The sequence below is a fragment of the Flavobacterium sp. XGLA_31 genome (genome assembly GCF_051547105.1).
Classification (GTDB): Bacteria; Bacteroidota; Bacteroidia; order Flavobacteriales; family Flavobacteriaceae; genus Flavobacterium.
In genome coordinates, this window is sequence record NZ_JBPTTM010000001.1 from 723,260 (window position 1) to 742,548 (window position 19,289).

Consider the following 19,289-nt stretch of genomic DNA (forward strand, 5'->3'; position numbering starts at 1 on the left):
AAAACAAAATGAAGAAAATATATTTCATTGCAATATTAGCTTTATCTGTGTTTACAGAAGTACAAGCTCAACAAGATCCGAACTACACACAGTACATGTACAATATGAGTGTAATAAATCCTGCTTATGCTGGGTCTAAGGAAACTTTATCCGGAGGTTTGCTTTACAGAGCACAATGGGTTGGCATCGAAGGTGCCCCTACAACCGGTACTTTCTTTTTACACAGTCCTGTGGGTAAAAATGTGGGTCTTGGACTTTCTGTAGTTTCAGATAAAATTGGTCCTGTTGAAGAGAATAACTTCTATGCTGATTTCTCTTATACTTTGAACTTAGGTGGGGAGCATCGTTTAGCTTTCGGTTTAAAAGCCGGAGCGACCATGCATAAAGTGGATTTTAATACCATTTATCCAACCTTGCCGCAGCCAAATATTAACGATCCGTTTTACGCCTCTAACCCGAACGCTACATTCTTGAATGTAGGTTCGGGGGTGTTTTACTACACTCAGAAATACTATATCGCATTTTCAGTTCCTAATATGTTAAAGGCAAAATACCTTGACTTTAACGGAGCTAAATACGGTACAGAGGAATTGCACTACTTCTTAACAGGAGGGTATGTATTCGATTTGAATCCGAATTTGAAATTCAAACCATTTGCTATGGTGAAATCATCTTTGAATGCACCGACCTCATTTGACGTGTCAACCAATTTCTTGTTATATGATAAGTTAGAATTAGGAGCCACTTACCGATTGGAAGACTCTTTTGGAGCTATGGTAAATTTTGCCATTACACCTAATTTAAAATTAGGGTATGCCTACGATCATGTGATTTCAGATATCAAAACAGTAGCCCCGGCTTCTCACGAGTTTATCTTGTTGTTTGATTTGAATTTCCCGAAAAAAGTATCACAATCTCCTAGATATTTCTAACCATAAACTAATCCTAAAAATGAAAAATCTTTATATAACATTAAGTTTTGTGGCCATTAGTTTTACTGTTGGAGCCCAAAATAAAGACACTAAGACAGCGGACAAATTGTACAACCGTTACGAGTATGTCGATGCTGCCAAAGAATATTTGAAATTGGTTGAAAATGATAAGGGAACGGCTTATGTGTACAAACAGTTGGCCGACACTTATTATAACATGTTCAACACTACGGAAGCGGTAAAATGGTATGCCAGAGCTACTGAGATGACTCAGGATGCCGAGACGTATTACCGTTATGCCCAAATGTTGAAAGCCAATGGAAAATACGAAGAAGCCAACAAGCAAATGCAAAAGTTTGCCGCTGCTGCCCCTTCTGACTCCCGTGCGAAAGCCTTCAAAGAAAATCCGAACTACGTTCCGAAGTTGATGGATAAAACCAAATTGTACAATGTGAACCCGTCCGATGTCAGCAGTGATAAATCAGATTTCGGTGCCGTATTGTATGATAACAGTGTTTACTTTACCAGTGCCCGCAACGGTGCTCGTAAAAGTTACGGCTGGACAGACGAACCGTTTTTAGACATCTACAAAGCAGATTATAACGCGGACGGAACGGTAACCAATGCGGCTACTGTTCCCTCGTTAAATTCTAAGTTCCACGACGGACCGTTGACCATGAGTGCTGACGGAAACACCGTCTACTTCTCAAGCGACAGTTTCAGAGAAGGAACTTTTGAAAAAGACAAAGCAAACAAATTGAAATTGGGAAGAAACAGTATTTTCAAAGCCGTGAAAAAAGGAGATACTTGGGGAGACATCACCATGTTGCCTTTCAACAGCAAAGAGTTTTCTACCAGTAACCCAAGTTTGAGCCGCGATGGTAAAACCTTATATTTCTCTTCTGACCGTCCCGGTAGTATAGGTGGGGTAGACATTTGGAAAGTGAGCATCAATGCTGACGGTTCTTATGGCGATCCGCAAAACTTAGGGAACAAAGTAAATACAGAAGGAAATGAAAGTTTCCCATACATTGCTGATGACAACAAAACGTTATTCTTCGCTTCGAGTGGTAAACCGGGCTTAGGAGGTTTAGACGTGTACCAAATTGACTTGTCAAACGGTGCTGAAGCGACCAACTTAGGCAAACCGGTAAATACTGAAAAAGACGATTTCGCCTTTACTTTCAACGGAACCAAAAATGCCGGATTCTTATCCAGTAACCGTAACGGAAACGACGACATCTTTGCGGTAAGCCCTATTTGTGGTGTGGACGTTTTAGTTGTAGTAACCAATGCCAAAACAGGAGAAATTTTAGCTAATGCCAGTGTGGCTATCTTAGACGATAAGAAAAATGTGATTACTACTGAAATGTCAAATGCCAAAGGTGAGGTAAAATACAGAGTAGAGTGTGATAAGCCATACGTAGTACAAGCTTCTAAAGACGGTTTCGAAGGCAATACTTTTGCAGTGACCAAGTCTAAAGGACCTACTGCTAAAGTGGATGCTGCGTTACAACCTATTGATGTTATCGTTACAGAAACTGAAATCGTGTTGAAAGAAATCTATTTTGAATACGATAAGAGCAACATTACTGCCGAAGGCGCATTTGAGTTAGACAAATTAGTTCAGGTGATGAAAAACAACCCGAACATGGTCATCTTAGCGAAATCGCATACGGATAACAGAGGAAGCGATAAATACAATTTAAGATTGTCTGACCGTAGAGCAAAATCAACGGTACAATACATCATTTCAAAAGGTATTGCAGCGGATAGAATCTCCGGAAAAGGAATGGGTGAGTTAGAGCCTAAAGTGGATTGTGGTGCTAATTGTACCGAAGAACAACACGCTCAAAACCGTCGTTCTGAATTCTTGATTGTTAAAAAATAATCTTGCTATTTGAGATAAAAAAGGCCGAACAACTGTTCGGCCTTTTTTTATGGATATATGCGAGGCTAGAGCTTACAACCTGCTATGGTATGATAAAATACCGGCAACCGAAGTTTTGCGGTCTGAGAACGCTTCAAATGACGTGAGAACAACAGTCCAATCACCAACCCGTCATTCCAATCGTTAGAAGGTAATCAAAACCAAATGGGGAAGCCACGGGAATAACCCAAAAAAAGGGGTTGCTCACACAACCCTTTAGATTTAATTTTTCACAAACTGTTTACTCACCACCGTTTTCCCATTGGCTTGTAAGGACAGGATATAACTTCCGGGAGTTAATGCATTGGTATTGAAACTACTGCTGAATGCATTGTTTCCCATAGCCGGAAGAGTATACACCGTTTTACCACTAAGGTCATAAATCACAATAGCCTCTACGTTTTCAAGGCCTTTGTAGCTTACGGTAAGTTGGTTCACCGCTGGGTTAGGGCTCACCACAAGGCTTACCTGTCTTTCAAACTGTGGCGTAGCTAAGTTGCATCCGGTTACCGAAATAGCTGTTGGTGTAGCTTGGGTTGTACTGTCAGTACCATTACCTAATTCTCCGTAATAATTGTTACCCCAACTCCATAAAGAGCCGTCAGCACGAAGAGCGATAGTAAACTGATACCCGCAGGAAACACTAACCCAATTGGTAGCCGTACTGATTTGATAGGGAATATAACGATTCGTGGTAGTGCCGTCTCCCAGCTGACCTACATTATTCTTTCCCCATGTCCATAAAGTACCATCGGTTTTGATACCCATAGAAAAACGATATCCTGCCGCAACTTTACTCCATAAACCCGGTATTTGAAAAGGAACTGAATTGGTAATTCCACCGGAAGGATCTTGTCCTGTTTCTCCCGAACCTCCTTCACCCCAAGCCCAAAGCGAATGGTCTGTTTTTAGGGCAAGAACATGACTTTTACCTATGTCTATACTATCCCAATCAGTATCTGTAGTAAACTGAGTAGGTACTGCCAAAACTGAGACGCTGCTATTACCCAAAAGATATGCAATATTACTCCCCCAACCCCATAACGTACCATTGGTTTTTATGGCAAAGGCAGAGCGAGACCCGCTGGCAGCCACCTGTTTCCAATCGGTATCGGTACCTATTTGTACCGGTGTCGTCTGGTCACTACAACAAGTGTTGTTCCCCATCTGTCCACCATCGTTTTGTCCCCATCCCCATAGGGTACCATTGGTTTTGATGCCGTAACTACTAAAATCACCAACGACAGCTTGCTTCCAATTAGTAGCTGTACCCTGTTGAGTCAAAGTACTTAAATATAAATTACTAATCCCTAAACCTAATTCACCGGCCGTATTATCACCACATACCCAAAGCGTACCATCACTTTTTATGGCAACCATTGTGTTCGATCCACAAACAACGTTTTGCCAATTTGAGGCATTAGAAATTTGTGTGGGAGTCCAAAGGTCTACTTCAGTTCCATTACCTAATTGTCCCGATTGTGAGTTATTCCCCCAACCCCATAATGTTCCATTTTCTTTAATTCCAAACGCATAAAAATACCCCGCATCTATTTGATTCAAACATTGCGCCTGCAGCAACAAGGGGAGTAGCAACATAAGAATGGGTAAAAAAGAGATTTTTGTTTTCATAGCAACGTATCTAAATTATTCCTTCACAAACTGCTTATTCACTACCGTTTTCCCATTGGCTTGTAAGGACAGGATATAACTTCCGGGAGTTAATGCATTGGTATTGAAACTGCTGCTGAACGCATTGTTTCCCATAGCCGGTAGGGTATACACCGTTTTACCGCTAAGGTCATAAACCACAATACTCTCCACGTTTTCAAGGCCTTTGTAGCTTACGGTAAGTTGGTTCACCACCGGATTAGGGCTCACAATAAGGCTTACTTGTCTTTCAAACTGTGGCGCAGCCAAGTTGCATCCGGTTACCGAAATAGCTGTTGGTGTAGCTTGGGTTGTACTGTCAGTACCATTCCCTAATTCTCCGTAATAATTGTTACCCCAACTCCATAAAGAGCCGTCAGAACGCAAGGCTATCGTAAACTGATACCCGCAGGAAACACTAACCCAATTGGTAGCCGTACTGATTTGATAGGGAATATAACGATTGGTGGTAGTGCCGTCTCCCAGCTGACCTACATTATTTCTTCCCCATGCCCATAAAGTACCATCGGTTTTAATACCCATAGAAAATCGAAATCCTGCCGAAACTTTACTCCAACTACCTGGTATTTGATAAGGAACTGAATTGGTAATTCCACTCGAAGGGTCTTGTCCTGTTTCACCCGAACCTCCTTCACCCCAAGCCCAAAGAGAATGGTCTGTTTTCAATGCCAAAATATGACTATCTCCTAAATTCACTGAATCCCAATCGGAAGCCGCAGTAAACTGCGTCGGGACTGACAAAACTGAGACACTGCTATTACCCAAAAGATATGCAATATTACTCCCCCAACCCCATAACGTACCGTTGGCCTTTACGGCAAAGGCAGAACGTGAACCGCTGGCAGCTACCTGTTTCCAATCGGTATCGGTGCCTATTTGTACCGGTGTCGTCTGATCGCTACAGCAGGTGTTGTTTCCCATCTGTCCACCGTCATTTTGTCCCCATCCCCATAGCGTCCCATTAGTCTTGATGCCGTATGTCGAAGAAATACCGCCAGCCACTTGCTTCCAATTATTGGCAGTCCCTTGTTGTGTTAGGGATGTAATAAAACCTCCTTCATTACCCAAACCTAATTGACCGGTACTATTATCACCACTAACCCAAAGCGTACCATTGGTTTTGATTACTAACATATATAAACTACCACAAGTCACACTTTGCCAATCGGAAAGTGCTGTAATTTGTGTCGGAATCCAATGATCAGTTCCTGTGCCGTCACCCAATTGACCGGAACCATTACTACCCCATCCCCATAGTGTACCATTTTCCTTAATTCCACATCCTGATATTGAAAAAGAACCACAATCAATTTGATTCAAACATTGCCCCTGCAGCAACAAAGGAAATAGCAATAGCGGGAGTACTAAAAAAGAGATTTTTGTTTTCATAGTGTATTGGGTTGGTATCATCATGCCCTGCAGGCTTTGCCTATTGGGTATGTTTTCGTTAAAAAATAACAGCAACTGCTCGTGACGGCTGTCTCAGCGCCTCTTCATCATCGCCTATCTAACGGTTGCCTTGGGTTCAGGCAACAGCAGGGCTACGGCACGAAAAGTAAAACCGGGTGTGGTATTTTGGTCTTACCGTTACGAATATACCGGTTTTTCTGTAGGAAAAAAAACATTTTATACTTTTTTCTTCACAAAACCAGCTGTCTTGAAGTGGCTATAGCCCGTTTTTTTAAAACCAATACGGTGGACAAAATAATTATAATGCATGATTGTTTTAAAGATGCACGATAATCAAGAACAACATGCTGCATTATTTTCTTCTCCACCAGTATTGCTGAACAAAAAAATAAAGCACGATGATTTTTTTGTCTACCAATATTGGAAACCATTTTGTCCACCAATATTGGTCAAAAACATTCCCATCAGTATTGAACAACAAAAAACCCGAACGGGTGACCATTCGGGTTCTGCTAAAAAGTGAGACGGTTACGATACCTGCAGGCTTTCCTGCAGTATGCCGCTGCGCAGCATGATGTTTACAGTTCCGTATCCCTTGCGTACCTCAAGGGAGTAGGTACCCGCCCCCAGCGTATCGGGAATACTGAAGACTAATTTGCCTTCGGTCCGGTTGGCCAAGACTGTTACCTTGGTGGCGGTACCGTTGGCCGCGACAAAGTAAATGCCTTCGGCGGGATTGGCCGGATTGAATTTCAATTCTTCCCCTACCAACTGTCCTATCCCTCCGGGGGTCAGAATGCTGTTGGTAGTTTGTGTATTGATATCGGTAAACTGAATCAAAGCCGGAGCGGTTTGTCCTTGAATGGTTTTTTCTACGGTGGCTGAATTCAGTTTTTGCGTGAGCAATACGCCCGAGGAAATGCTGGCTCTTTTGATGTGTCGGGCAGCATCAAAAGTATCGGTAGCATTGATAAAGACCCCATTAATACTGGGTTTGATGTTCACCAGTGGCAGGTTGACGTTGTTGCCTTCGGCCACTTCATCGGTTACCACTTCAAAAAATACTTTCAGTACCGCCTGAATGTCGGCTTCAGTGATGGTACTTCCACGACGGAGCATTTCCTGAGTAATGCTGTCTACATCGTGAACTCGGTTGGTGATTACACGCGCTGACTGATCGTTCGGGTCAGGAGTAATCGGATTCGGTTGTAAAAAAAATTTAATAGCCATAGTGTAATGGTTTTTAGTTAATATTATTTTTTTTCTGACAAATACTATTCCATTTCGATTGCCTTAACTAAACTTTAACATATTGAGGGTTATGGGGTTAGGGGATAAAAAGCCCGCAAAAATAAAAACCCCCGCTGTAGGCGGGGGTTTACAAAGATTATAAAAAACGGTTTCGTTTATTCTTTAATAAAGCGTTTGGTCGTTGTTCCTTTTTCGGTAATGACTTCAATCAGGTAGGTGCCGGCACGCAAAGCACCTACATACACATTTTCATTTTCAATAGTTCCTTTCCCTACTTCTTGTCCCATCATGTTGTACAGCACAAAATGGGCTGCGTCTGTCAATTGCGCCACGTGCAACACTTCTCCTCTTACCGGATTAGGGTATAAGGTATAGGTTGGTGCCACAGTTTCATTGATTTCTTTTGCCGTAGCGGTAATGTTTACCGTGTAGTCTTCTACCTGTCCGAAAGAAAACGTTTCACACGCTGTAGGCGTTCCGTTGTATTTCATGGAAACTCTCATTCGGGTGGCTCCTAATAGTGCCGAAGCCGGTATGGTAATGCTGCCCGTAATCGGAGTGGTTTTGGATTTCGCTTTGGTCAATACGGTTTCTCCGGCATCGGCAAAATCACCATCCTGGTTGTAATCAATAAATACCGCATAGCCTTCACTGTATTTGGTGCTGGTCCATGATGGTGTAATGGTGATGGTATAAGCCGTGCCACGAGTCGCATTGGTAGACAACGCGGTAAAGTTTTCATACCCGGCGGTACCGGTAGAGGTGTTGTTGATGGTGCCAAATACTACTTTGCCAATTTTTTCATCGGCGGTGCTGTTCCCTTGCGAAGTACAGTAGGTTACCGTAACCGAAAGGGTGGTTACGCTCACGGTATTGCTGGCAGCCGAAGCATTTCCGGCAGCGTCTTTGGCAATCACATAAAAGCCATAAGTGGTAGCAGCTGTTAAGCCCGAAACGGCATAAGTGGTGGTGGCTGTGGTGCCCAATAAAACATTGTCTTTATACACGTCGTATCCTATAACGCCTACATTGTCGGTAGCACCTGACCAGGATAAGTTAGTTGATGTAGTGGTAGTGCCCGATGCGGTTAGTGTTGGCGCTGTTGGCGCTGTCGTATCCGCCACCGGAGCTAAGGTAGTTACACTCACGGTATTGCTCGCTACAGAGGTATTGCCGGCAGCATCTTTGGCTTTTACGGTAAACGCATAGGTCGTTGAAGCGGTCAAACCTGAAACGGCATACGTAGTGGAAGCCGTGGTACCCAAAAGCGTTCCGTTTTTGTATACTTCATACCCCGTTACGGCTACGTTATCTGTAGCTCCGGACCAAGCCAGATTGGTGGTGGTTTGGGTCGTTCCCGAAGCGGTTAACGTTGGCGCCGTTGGTGCTACAGTATCGGTAGAACCGGCGGTAATCGTAAAGTTGGTATTCGATACATCAAAGAAGATGTGATTGCTTCCTTTGACCATGATACGGTTTGTGGTTCCCGGAGTATTTGGAATGGTTACCGGTTCCGTTCCGTCATTGGCAGTAGCTGCTAATAAGGTAGACCAGGTTGTCCCGCCATCGGTAGAGATTAAGATATCTACATTGGCACAGTTAACGTTGTTGGCTGTAGTGCCGGCCACATTCCACGTAATGGTTTGGGTACTTCCGCCCACATACGAAACGGCGGTGTTGGGAGACGTTACACTAAACGGACCTGCGGTGGCGTTTACCGTAACAATCATATCGTCACTATTGTTGGCCGGACCTCCGGCATGGTTATCTCTTACCGTTACTCTGAAATTAAGCGTACGGGCTACAGATGGCAGCGCTTCTACGGTAAGTTCCTGACCTGCGGTAGTAGTCGCTCCGGTTAGTACCGAAGCCATTCTTGGGAAATAACGGGTAGGTGAGGTCGTAGAATCATACGAACGGAAATCTACCCCCGTAGTTTTAGTGGCACTCGGGGCTGCAGAGGTCGTCTGCGAATCCATTTCTTCCCAGTTGTATGTCAGCGTGTCCCCGTTGGCATCGGTAGCTGTTGCGGTCAACATAAACGGTGTGCTTTTCGGGATGGTGTAATCCAATCCGGCATTGGCGGTTGGGGTAGCATTTCCGGTAGCGGTATTCACCGAACAGGTTTTGGCTTTGATGTTATTCGTTACTTGTTGGATGCTAATCGCGTGGAAATAGGCATCCGAATGTGGTTGCACGTCCAATGAGGTAATTCCGGCATAGCCCATGATGGTTGATCCAGAACCCGGTTCCATTTGAACCCCGGTGCCTTCGTTGCTATGGGTAAACGTGTGGTTTGCCCCAAACTGGTGTCCCATTTCGTGAGCTACATAATCGATGTCAAAATTATCTCCCTGCGGAATGCCGTCAGCCGGTGAGGTGATTCCGCTTCCTTTGGAACCGTTCACACAAATACAACCGATACAACCGGCATTTCCACCACCACCGGTAGCCCCGAATAAGTGACCGATATCATAATTGGCTTCGCCAATTACTGAGGTAAGTGTGGATTGCAACTGAGAGTTCCATTGCGACATGCTCGAAGCTGCCGAATATGGATCGGTTGAGGCATTGGTATAGATAACCAAATCGGTATTGGCAATCAAAACCATACGGGCCGAGAAGTCTTTTTCAAATACGCCGTTTACACGGGTAAGCGATGCATTAATAGCGGCCAAAGCCAAGGCTTTGGTTCCTCCGAAATACACGGCATACTCCCCGGTACAGGACATCGCCAAGCGGAAGGTACGCATAAGTCCGTCATCAGCATTCGGTCGGGCCGTGCTGGCATTGACAGTAGGAGTAGCCAAGTCGATGACCTTACACTCGAAAGGAGTCAGAGACAAAGCTTTGTCCTGTTTGCGGTATACGGTATAGGTGGTCAGGTCTTGTGATAATGGTTCTATGAACACTGCCGGTGTTCCGGCTCCCAACACCATCGATTTGAATCCCAAAGGCGAAACACTGAAGTAGGCCGTTTTACTTGGGTCATTGACACCAACTCCCAAATAGGACTTGATATCAGGATATTTGGCGGCTAAAGCCGGATCCATAGTAGGGTTTTCAAAGATTTTGAAGTTTTCCAATGTTCCCTCTGCATTGGGTAACGCCAGTACTACCGATGAAGTACCAAGCTGAGCACTTCGTTTCGGGCTGTTCTGTAAAGCGGTTTTTAATCCTTCCAGATTTAAAGTAAACAGCGTTCTTTCCGGTAAATTCATTCTGCTGTCCAGCGGCACAAAGTCACTTTTTTTGACAGCGGTATTCCATAAAGCATTTCTGTCCTGGGCCAAAGCCACACAACTCACTGCCAACAATACCATCGAAAGTAATTTGAATTTCATACTATATTGAATTTGTTAAAATTAGATTTCAAAAGTAAAATTATTTTTGTGAAATAATTAGGTTATTATAAAAATCTGCCAACAAATCGTCGAAATACCTGTTTATTTGTTGAAAGATGCCTAAAAAATTAAAACAATTCATATGAAAATGATAAATTTCAAAAAAAACAGTTCCGTTTGCGATGAAAAAAGTATTTTTAAGAAAAAATAGCACATGCATTTCAGTTATTGGGAGCTTAAGAATTGGTTTACTAAGGTAGATTTTGCCATTGTCGGCAGTGGGATAGTTGGGCTTCATGCTGCCCTGCGGCTGAGAGAGCGTTTTCCGGAAAGCAAAATCCTCTTGCTCGAGAAAGGATTGCTGCCTCAGGGAGCCAGTACCAAAAATGCCGGCTTCGCCTGTTTTGGCAGTCTTTCCGAAATCATAGACGATTTAAAAACGCACAGCGAAGAAGAAGTCATACAACTCATCACCAAACGCTGGCAGGGTTTGCAATTGTTGCGTAAAAATTTGGGCGATGCCGCTCTGGATTTTAAACCCCACGGCGGATATGAATTGTTTTTACACGAAGACGAAAGCACCTATGCCGAGTGTTTGCAAAAGCTGCCTTTTATCAATGAGTTGCTCAAACCGTTGTTCAGAAACGATGTCTTTGCCAAAGAAGTAGATCGCTTTGCTTTTCAAGGCATTCAGGAGTATGTGATTTTTAATCCCTACGAGGCCCAATTGGATACCGGCAACATGATGGAAACGCTATTGAGAAAAGCAATTTCCAGCGGTATTTTAATTCTCAATCAGGTAACGGTGACGTCGTATCAGGAAACAGCCAATGGTGTTGTCATAGCTTTAGCCACACCCGATTCGGGATCGTCCCTGGGAGAGGATTTTAGTTTTTCCGCCCAAAAACTACTGTTTGCCACCAATGGTTTTGCCGGTGGGGTGACCAATAATCAGGTGAAACCGGCACGGGCACAGGTATTGATTACAGAACCTATTCCCAATCTAGATATCAAAGGAACCTTTCATCTCGATAAAGGGTATTATTATTTCCGGAATATAGACGACCGTATTCTGCTGGGTGGAGGGCGCAATCTCGACTTTGAGGGAGAGACCACTACCGACTTAGGTCAATCGGAAATTATTCAAAACCGGTTGGAGCAATTGTTAAAAGAAGTAATTTTGCCCAACACCGATTATAAAATTGCCCACCGATGGAGCGGAATTATGGGATTAGGATCCAGTAAAAACCCTATAGTAGCCCAATTGTCCGAAAGGGTGTATTGCGGAGTGCGACTGGGCGGTATGGGAGTTGCCATCGGCAGTTTGATAGGTCAGGAATTAGCAGATTTAGTATGATAAAAAAAATAGTTCGTTGGATGTGGAAAGCCCTGTTGTGGTTTTTCGGACTTTCAGTTGCCAGTGTTATTCTTTTCAAATGGGTGCCGATTCCGTTCACGCCATTAATGGTAACCCGCATTATTGAGTTTAAACTCGATGGCGGAGATGCCATCTACAGTCACAAGTGGGTTCCGCTTTCGGATATTTCGTCCAACTTGCAGAAGGCGGTTATTGCCAGTGAAGACGGCAATTTTTTAACCCACAGCGGCTTTGATTTTAAAGCCATGCAAAAAGCGTATAAGAGCAATCAGAAAGGTAAAAAACTCAAAGGAGGCAGCACCATTTCGCAGCAAACCGCCAAGAATGTTTTCCTGTGGCAGGGCAGAAGTTATGTCCGCAAAGGATTGGAGGCTTACTTCACGGTGCTCATAGAACTGATTTGGGGTAAAGAACGCATCATGGAAGTCTATCTCAACAGTATTGAAATGGGGAATGGGGTTTATGGTGCCCAGGAAGCGGCCCGCCACTGGTACAGTACTACTGCAAAAGATTTGACGCCAAGAGAAGCCGCCGGCATTGCTGCCATTCTTCCAAACCCAAGAAAGTTTAAGGCTTCCAATTCTTCTGCCTACATCAACAAACGAAAAGACAAAATTCTGCGGGTGATGCGTCATATCGGTAAAATTGAATACTAATGCGCTTTAAAATTTTGTGGCTGTTGGTTGCGTCAAGTGTTGTGGCACAAAATAAGAAACCGATTGAATTGGGATTGCAATTGGAAAACGACTCTTTTGTATCCACCTATAATGACTTTTACTATACCAACGGTACCTTTCTGTTCGGAAATTATGTTTCCGACAAAACCACTACCGAGCAAAAGAGAATTCACGGATTCAGAATAGGGCAACAAATTTTCAATCCAAGATGGGTAAAGGCAACGAATCCCGAAAACCATAACCGACCCTATGCCGGTTATTTGTTTGCCGAATATTCGGTAACCAAAATGAACCGATCCAACAGTGTAAAAGCAATGACTTTTCAACTGGGTGTGGTAGGCCCCGATTCAAAAGCAGAACAGTTTCAGGATTGGATGCATGCTTCTTTTGGCTTTGGAAAAATTTACGGTTGGGAATATCAGATTCAAAATACATTAGCGCTTCAATATGGCCTGACGTATTCGAAACCTATTTTTGCTAAAGTGACTTCAGACTATCTTGATTTTCAGTTGTACACTAAATCAGATTTGGGAACGGTATTCACCGGAACCAATTTCGGTATCCTGACCCGACTGAGTTTATCCAAGCCCTTGACGGCCATGAGCAATTCCAATTTCTATAACGGGCTGGGCACCGCTCCAAAAGAATGTTATTTTTTTGTACTCCCTAAAATCAATCTTCAGGTATATGATGCCACCATTCAGGGAAGCCTGTTTGACCATAAAAGCGTGGTCACTTTTGATCTCAAACCCATACGTTTCAGAGGCGAAGCCGGCATAAAATTCAAATACCACCATCTCAATCTTTCCGGTTCCTTTGTGTACACTACCGACGAAATCAGAAACAACTCGGCCACGGGCTATTATTATGGATCAGTGATAAGTTCGTATGTTTTTTAAATAAAAAAACGCTTCCGAAGAAGCGTTGAATATTCAGTTTAATAAAACAGAGGTTTGTATTGTTGCCAATGTTTGTATATCAATATGGTGTTGAAAACAATAACCACCAGTGCAATGGAAATGCCGGGGATGTCTAAAAACATATGGAACAACAGGATGTTGATGGATATAGGGGCCAGTAGAATCAGCGCAAAAGCCACCCATTTTTTCATTAATAACAATCCGCCGATAACTACTTCAAAAACACCCACAACCGGGAAAATATAGCCTGTGGCTCCCAATGAATTCATAAAGTCTCCCGCAGCACCGGTAGGTGCTTCCATCGGAATGAAATGTAAAAATTTATTGGCCCCAAAAACAATAAGCGCCAAACCCAGCGCTATGCGAACGATTTTAGTAAACATGGAATTCATAAGCGGATAGTTTAAATTAGTAATAACGTAAAAATAACATTAAAAAAGTAAAGATATTGCATAGTATAAATCAAATTATTAACAGATTAATTGTATTTGTTGATTTTTTTTGAATACTGTTTAGGAGTGTAACTTTTTTGAAATAATTTTACTAATGGGTACAACTAAAACATAAGACTATGCAAGCACATGAAATAGATTACCATATTTATGGGGAAGAAATGCAATACGTTGAAATTGAACTCGATCCTCAGGAAATTGTTGTTGCCGAAGCCGGCAGCTTTATGATGATGGACAACGGCATTAAAATGGAAGCCATTTTTGGAGATGGTTCGCAGCAACAATCCGGCTTGTTTGACAAGTTGCTTTCAGCAGGAAAGCGTGTTTTGACCGGTGAAAGCCTTTTTATGACCGCTTATATCAACCAGAATTACGGAAAAAGCAAAGTGTCTTTTGCAGCTCCCTATCCGGGCAAGATTGTAGCTATTGATTTGACTCAATACGGAGGAAAATTCATTTGTCAAAAAGATTCCTTCCTGTGTGCGGCCAAAGGGGTGGCGATAGGAATTGAATTTTCGAGAAAACTGGGCAGAGGACTTTTTGGTGGTGAAGGTTTTATCATGCAAAAGATAGAAGGAGACGGCATGGCCTTTGTGCATTCCGGGGGTACTTTAGCCAAAAAAGAATTAGCGGCAGGTGAAGTATTGAAAGTAGATACGGGTTGTATTGTTGGGTTTACCAAAGATGTGGATTACGATATTGAGTTTATCGGCGGAATCAAGAATTCTATTTTCGGAGGAGAAGGTTTGTTTTACGCGACACTCCGTGGTCCGGGAACGGTCTACATTCAATCGCTTCCGTTTAGCCGTTTAGCCGATCGCATTATTGCTTCGGCTCCTAAAGCAGGCGGTAGTGGCAGAGAAGAAGGCAGTTTGCTCGGAGGTCTGGGAAGAATGATAGACGGCGACAACCGATTTTAAAACAAAAGCGTCCCAATCGGGACGCTTTTTTATATCATAAAACTGATGCCAAGGATTATGGTACGCCCGATATTAGGAATACCATCCGATTTTAATCGGGATAGATGGGAAATATAAGTTTTGTCCAAAAGATTGTTGGCATTTAAATTCAGTTGAAATACGGATTTATTCACGGTAATTTTTCCTCCCAGTCCCAGATTAATCAAAGTATAATCATTGGTTTTGGTTTCAAATGCGCTGTGGTTGTTTTGAGCAAAAGTGCTTTCAATGTTCAGTGTGGCAAATCCTTCTTTCCACCAATTTTTGATATTGAATTCACCGCGTAAAGTGTTGTTCCATTTAGTGGCGGGAATCAACGGCAAGTTGTCGCCGTTGTCCTTTTTACCTGTAACGGTTTCAAAACTACTAGTGAAGTGCAGCCAATCCAGCGGGTGCGGATGGAAGTGTATTCCGGCTTCCCCACCGTATAATTTGGCATTGGCCTGGACATAATCGTATACATTGTTGCCTTCAATGACATTGCCATTAGGTGAAATGAAAATATAATGGTTGATGTGGTTGAAGAATCCGTTGGCAAAGACTTCAAAATGGGAACTTTTGTATTCGAGATTCAAATCGGTTTGCAGGTTTTGCTCGTTCTTCAAATCGGCATTTCCAATTTCGTACCGGTTGCTGCCTTCATGCACACCATTAGAAGTCAGTTCCGCCAAGTTGGGGGCCCGAAATCCTGAAGCGATGTTGGCACGCAAGGTGATGTCTTTTCCCAAATTGGTTTTGTAACCCAAAGAGGCATTAAAGCTGTCAAAGCTTTTATCAATCGCTTCAAAATAGCCTTCGTTGCCTACAATACCATGTGCTTCCGTACTAACTTTTCTGTTGTCAAAACGCAGGCCGGCCTGCAATACATTTGTGCCAAACTCATAATTGGCGGTTCCGAAAATACCAAAGTCACGGGTCTGAGCATCGGGAATCAGATATTCTTCCCCCGAATTGGTATTGGTTTGCTGCATGCCTTGAATGCCGATGATGCTCTCTACTTTGCCTGTTTTAGGTAAATAGTATTTCAAATCATAGTTAAAGGTGCGGAGCTTCATGTGTAACGAAGCGGTATTGCTGTTTTCAAATTCACTGCGATCATTAAAAATATAACCCAAATCGGCATCGAGTTTGGAGTTTTTGAAATAGAAATTGTTATGCAGGCTCAGGATGTGATTGTTCACTGCCTGTCTGGGGAAGTCTGTGCTGTGACTGGTGGATTGTTCCGCTATGCCATTTTCGGGTATGCCCAAATCCAGCTTGTTGAAATTATAACGCAGCACACTGGAAAAATTGGAATTACTATAGCCAATCCCGGTTTTTAAATCACTTTCGTTATAACGGGTATTGGTGACACGGTCACCATTCGGAATTTGATAATCGGCATGAGTGTTGTAGCTGCCCCGGACTAAAAATTTCCAGTTTTCGGTTGAGGTTTTCAGTCCCAGTGTAGTATTGCTTCCTAAGGTATTGGAAAACAACCGTTGGCCAAAATCCACTTTAAGTTGTTTGGCATTGGCAAACTTTTCAGGATTAAAATACAAAACACCGCCCAAAGCATCTGAACCATATAAAAGAGAGGCCGGGCCTTTTATCACTTCCACGCTTTCCACCCCGGCATCGTTGAGTCCCAAACCGTGTTCTTCACCAAATTGTTGGTTTTCTAAACGAACACCCTGTGAATACACTAAAACACGGTTCCCGCTCAATCCCCGAATGACAGGCTTCCCAATAGCCGTTCCGGTCGAAACCTGAGCCACTCCGGGGATGGTAGCTAAGCCGTCAATAAGGGTTGCGGCTCCTCTTTGCTGTAACGATTTTAATCCGGCATGTTCTACTTTCATCACATTTTGGGATTGTACTTTGTTGAAAGCTGTGGAAACAATGACTTCATCCATGTGAATCATGTTGTCATCCAAAGTTATGTTAAGCGTGGTTTCTTTGGTAAGAAGCGCAACGGAAACATTCTTAGTAGTATAACCCACTGATGAAAATACGACTGTAAAATGGCCATCGGGCAAATGGTTTAAAACGTATTTTCCTTCCGAATCTGAAATGGTTTCTCTGTGGATTTCGGGTATTGATATGGTCACATTAGGCAGCGGTTTTTGGTCCTTGTCTGAAGTAATTCCTGTGATTTTGTTTTGAGCTTGTGCAAATAAACTAACCTCCAGCAGAAGGGTTATATAAAATAATTTCATGTGTTGGATTTAATTATTGTTAATGATTTTGGAGCCAAAAAACATTGGCCAAACGATTAAGCAATAATTGATGGGGGAGCCCTCAGGGCAAAAAGACTTCCTCGGAAGGATTGGGTAATTTGTTTGGAATAACAAAAAGTATAAATGCTGTGAGGCGTTTCTTTTTTGAATTCAAAAGAGAAGAAATGAGTTGGGGTATAATTGCTCAAGGCAAACTCACAAACAAAACAATGGTCAAAATCGTGATGACTGTGGTTGATTTCTGTTTTGTTTAAAGCGTATTTGTGGTGACAGTGCTTCTCAGAAATAAATTTTTCCAAATGATGAAACGAGTGAAAAGACTGTAATAGGATAGCTCCCAGTACCATGAAGGTAAATAACAGACTTAGTATGGAGTACTTTCTTTTCATCGGTACAAAGGTAAGTGAGCAGCAATAAAAAACCGTTTGGTTTTAACAAAATTTATGATTTGCCTAACCAAACGGTATTCCTTGTTTTTTCAGTGTATTATACCAACTGATGAGCTACTAAATATTCCGCTATTTGGACGGTATTGGTCGCAGCCCCTTTTCTTAAATTATCGGCTACAATCCACATATTTAAAGTGTTGGGTTGGCTTTCGTCACGTCGAATTCTACCCACAAACACATCATCTTTCCCTTGAGCGTACAAGGGCATAGGGTAAGTAAAAGTATCGGTGTTGTCCTGTACGGTCACACCGTTGGTGTAATGCAAAATATTACGCACTTCATTCACATCAAAATCATTTGAAAACTCCACATTCACCGCTTCACTATGTCCTCCAACAATGGGCACACGGACAGCAGTGGCTGTTACATTGATGCTGTCATCACCTATAATTTTTTTGGTTTCGCGCACCAATTTCATTTCCTCTTTGGTATAACCGTTGTCTTCAAAAACGTCGCATTGCGGAATGGCATTGCGGTGAATTTGGTATTTGTATGCCATTTCTCCCTGAACACCGGCGTATTCATTTTCCAATTGTTGAACCGCTTTTACTCCGGTTCCTGTAATGGATTGGTAGGTAGAAACCACCACTCTTTTAATGTTGTATTTTTTGTGCAACGGAGCTAAAACCATCACCATCTGAATAGTCGAACAGTTGGGATTGGCAATAATTTTATCTTCTTTGGTTAACGTATTTGCGTTGATTTCGGGAACCACCAATTTTTTGCTTGGATCCATTCTCCAGGCAGATGAATTATCAATGACGGTTGTCCCGGCTGCCGCGAATTTCGGAGCCCAGTCTAACGAGGTTTGACCACCGGCCGAAAACAAAGCAATATCCGCTTTCATGTCTACTGCTGTTTGTAAGCCGACTACCTTATACTTCTTACCCTTGAATTCAATTTCCTTACCTACCGATTTCTCAGAAGCTACAGGGATTAATTCGGTTACGGGAAAATTTCTTTCCGCCAATACTTGAAGCATAACTTCGCCAACCATACCGGTTGCGCCTACAACAGCAACTTTCATATTCTTATTTGTTTAAAAGGTTAAGTTTTTCAAAGTGCAAAAGTATATAGAAAATTACTTTTACTTTAGTTTTAAGTATAAAAATTACGGAATTCAGAAAGTGAGGTTGTTTTTTTAGGGGGTACTGCAATCAAAGTTTTGAGGCTGTTTATGAGGGGTTTATATAGGATCGTTATGGTGTAACAAAAGAAAAACCGCCCCGGTACAGGACGGTTTAATGTCGCCGGCGCTCCATTTAGTTTGGCTGCGCCTCGAGTTGGTTAGAATATATAATGTAGCGGAATTATTTTTTCAGTAAATCTCTGATTTGAATTAGCAATTCTTCTTGTGTTGGCCCGGCAGGTGCTGCAGGTGCTGCTTCTTCTTTTTTCTTCATGCTGTTAATGGCTTTTACCATAATGAAGATCACAAAAGCAATGACCAAAAAGCTAATGACAGCGGCCAAGAACTTCCCGTAAAGGATTCCTCCATCGGTTTTCAACTCTGCTAAATTTTCAACCTGTGCCGCTTTTAAAGCAGGGTTTAATAAAGCCGGTGTAATCACATCGGATACTAATGAGTTTACAATAGCGCCAAATGCCGCCCCAATAATAACCCCAACAGCTAAATCCATGGCATTGCCCTTGGCAATAAAGTCTTTAAATTCTGAAATCATTCCCATAATTATTTT

General features: G+C 42.7%; 16 protein-coding genes. 7 read left to right on the forward strand and 9 right to left on the reverse strand.

What is annotated here, in order from left to right; genetic code table 11:
- Positions 1-8: 8 nt before the first annotated feature.
- A complete protein-coding gene (locus ACSVH6_RS03160; protein WP_438075465.1) occupies positions 9-932 on the forward strand; it encodes a PorP/SprF family type IX secretion system membrane protein in 924 nt (307 codons plus the stop codon).
- A gap of 19 nt (positions 933-951) precedes the next feature.
- Entirely contained in the window at positions 952-2,823 is a 1,872-nt protein-coding gene (locus ACSVH6_RS03165) for an OmpA family protein (protein ID WP_438075467.1), read from the forward strand.
- Between the two features lie 261 nt (positions 2,824-3,084).
- Here ACSVH6_RS03165 and ACSVH6_RS03170 read toward each other — a convergent pair whose 3' ends face one another.
- A complete protein-coding gene (locus tag ACSVH6_RS03170) occupies positions 3,085-4,494 on the reverse strand; it encodes a T9SS type A sorting domain-containing protein (protein WP_438075469.1) in 1,410 nt (469 codons plus the stop codon).
- A 15-nt stretch (positions 4,495-4,509) separates the two neighbouring features.
- Positions 4,510-5,922 carry a T9SS type A sorting domain-containing protein gene (locus ACSVH6_RS03175; protein WP_438075471.1) on the reverse strand — a complete coding sequence of 471 codons (1,413 nt, stop codon included), beginning with the start codon at positions 5,920-5,922 and terminating at the stop codon, positions 4,510-4,512.
- A 328-nt stretch (positions 5,923-6,250) separates the two neighbouring features.
- Between ACSVH6_RS03175 and ACSVH6_RS03180 the strand changes: the two genes are divergently transcribed.
- Positions 6,251-6,466 carry a hypothetical protein gene (locus ACSVH6_RS03180; protein ID WP_438075473.1) on the forward strand — a complete coding sequence of 72 codons (216 nt, stop codon included), beginning with the start codon at positions 6,251-6,253 and terminating at the stop codon, positions 6,464-6,466.
- Positions 6,467-6,471: 5 nt separating this feature from the next.
- Here the strand turns inward: ACSVH6_RS03180 and ACSVH6_RS03185 are convergent, their stop codons facing one another.
- Positions 6,472-7,173 (reverse strand): DNA-binding domain-containing protein, encoded by a 702-nt coding sequence (locus tag ACSVH6_RS03185; protein WP_438075475.1) that lies wholly within the window; start codon positions 7,171-7,173, stop codon positions 6,472-6,474.
- Between the two features lie 176 nt (positions 7,174-7,349).
- On the reverse strand, positions 7,350-10,538 hold the full coding sequence (locus ACSVH6_RS03190) for a reprolysin-like metallopeptidase (protein WP_438075476.1): 3,189 nt from the start codon (positions 10,536-10,538) through the stop codon (positions 7,350-7,352).
- A 214-nt stretch (positions 10,539-10,752) separates the two neighbouring features.
- Here ACSVH6_RS03190 and ACSVH6_RS03195 point away from each other — a divergent pair, with 214 nt between their 5' ends.
- Genes ACSVH6_RS03195 through ACSVH6_RS03205 form a run of 3 tightly spaced genes read left to right on the forward strand, consistent with a single transcriptional unit; the run spans position 10,753 to position 13,492 of the window.
- On the forward strand, positions 10,753-11,895 hold the full coding sequence (locus ACSVH6_RS03195) for an NAD(P)/FAD-dependent oxidoreductase (protein ID WP_438075478.1): 1,143 nt from the start codon (positions 10,753-10,755) through the stop codon (positions 11,893-11,895).
- Positions 11,892-12,572, forward strand: coding sequence for a monofunctional biosynthetic peptidoglycan transglycosylase (gene mtgA / locus ACSVH6_RS03200; protein WP_438075479.1), 681 nt, complete (start codon positions 11,892-11,894; stop codon positions 12,570-12,572). Before ACSVH6_RS03195 ends, mtgA begins: the two co-directional genes overlap by 4 nt.
- A complete protein-coding gene (locus ACSVH6_RS03205; protein WP_438075481.1) occupies positions 12,572-13,492 on the forward strand; it encodes a lipid A-modifier LpxR family protein in 921 nt (306 codons plus the stop codon). Before mtgA ends, ACSVH6_RS03205 begins: the two co-directional genes overlap by 1 nt.
- A gap of 38 nt (positions 13,493-13,530) precedes the next feature.
- Here ACSVH6_RS03205 and ACSVH6_RS03210 read toward each other — a convergent pair whose 3' ends face one another.
- Positions 13,531-13,905 (reverse strand): DoxX protein, encoded by a 375-nt coding sequence (locus tag ACSVH6_RS03210; RefSeq protein WP_438075483.1) that lies wholly within the window; start codon positions 13,903-13,905, stop codon positions 13,531-13,533.
- 179 nt (positions 13,906-14,084) lie between these two features.
- Here ACSVH6_RS03210 and ACSVH6_RS03215 point away from each other — a divergent pair, with 179 nt between their 5' ends.
- The gene (locus tag ACSVH6_RS03215; protein WP_438075485.1) at positions 14,085-14,885 is read left to right on the forward strand and encodes a TIGR00266 family protein; all 801 of its coding nucleotides are present in this window, start codon (positions 14,085-14,087) and stop codon (positions 14,883-14,885) included.
- A gap of 29 nt (positions 14,886-14,914) precedes the next feature.
- On the opposite strand, the gene ACSVH6_RS03220 is transcribed toward ACSVH6_RS03215, so the two are convergent.
- The 4 genes from ACSVH6_RS03220 to mscL form a co-directional block, all read right to left on the reverse strand.
- On the reverse strand, positions 14,915-17,122 hold the full coding sequence (locus ACSVH6_RS03220) for a TonB-dependent receptor (protein ID WP_438075488.1): 2,208 nt from the start codon (positions 17,120-17,122) through the stop codon (positions 14,915-14,917).
- Positions 17,123-17,178: 56 nt separating this feature from the next.
- A complete protein-coding gene (locus ACSVH6_RS03225) occupies positions 17,179-17,532 on the reverse strand; it encodes a hypothetical protein (RefSeq protein ID WP_438075490.1) in 354 nt (117 codons plus the stop codon).
- Positions 17,533-17,629: 97 nt separating this feature from the next.
- On the reverse strand, positions 17,630-18,619 hold the full coding sequence (locus ACSVH6_RS03230; RefSeq protein WP_438075491.1) for an aspartate-semialdehyde dehydrogenase: 990 nt from the start codon (positions 18,617-18,619) through the stop codon (positions 17,630-17,632).
- A 283-nt stretch (positions 18,620-18,902) separates the two neighbouring features.
- Positions 18,903-19,280: a large conductance mechanosensitive channel protein MscL gene (mscL, locus tag ACSVH6_RS03235; RefSeq protein WP_438075492.1), complete on the reverse strand. Its 378-nt coding sequence runs from the start codon at positions 19,278-19,280 to the stop codon at positions 18,903-18,905.
- Between the last annotated feature and the right edge of the window lie 9 nt (positions 19,281-19,289).